Origin of the sequence: Brachybacterium sp. 107, assembly GCF_052379725.1 — a bacterium.
Classification (GTDB): Bacteria; Actinomycetota; Actinomycetes; order Actinomycetales; family Dermabacteraceae; genus Brachybacterium.
This window is the reverse complement of record NZ_JBQSYW010000048.1, coordinates 1-503: the sequence shown is the minus strand read 5'-3', so window position 1 is coordinate 503 and position 503 is coordinate 1. Positions and strand designations below refer to the sequence as shown.

1 protein-coding gene is annotated in these 503 nt (G+C 64.2%); it reads left to right on the top strand.

All coding sequences use genetic code 11. The annotated features are described in order from the left end of the window. Positions 1–264: 264 nt before the first annotated feature. A partial coding sequence (locus tag ACT3UL_RS19220) for an IS110 family transposase (RefSeq protein ID WP_444580002.1) occupies positions 265–503 on the top strand: 239 nt, incomplete at its 3' end.

The window sequence follows — 503 nt, the reverse complement described above, 5'->3', positions numbered from 1 at the left end:
GACTGTCAGTCTCTATCTACCCGATCCCGCGAGGATGGGGTAGTCCCGGCCGACGCGGTCTGACCCTTGCTTATGACTGGCCCGCAGGGTGCCTTAGCGTTGATCTGTCGACCGCCCGGCCGGGCACGCAGTAAGCACTGCCGCCGGATCGGGCGTGACCTAATAGGAGCCTGGAGCAGCATGTCGAGAGCGTCCCCGTGACAGTCCTGTCCACCCGCCGGCGACAGCGTGAGACCACGCTAACCGTCAAGGGAGACAGGCACCATGAGCACACTCGAAAGCGTCCACTCCGGGCACGTCGTCATCGGCGTCGACACCCATAAGCACATCCACGTCGCCGCCGTGCTCGACACCATCGCCGGCATCCTCGCGACCCTCACCATTCCCACCGATACCGGCGGTTTCAAACAGCTTCTCACCTGGGCGGAATCGTTCGGAAAGATCCTCGCGTTCGGCATCGAGGGCACCGGCTCCTACGGCGCGACACTGACCTCGTTCCTGCG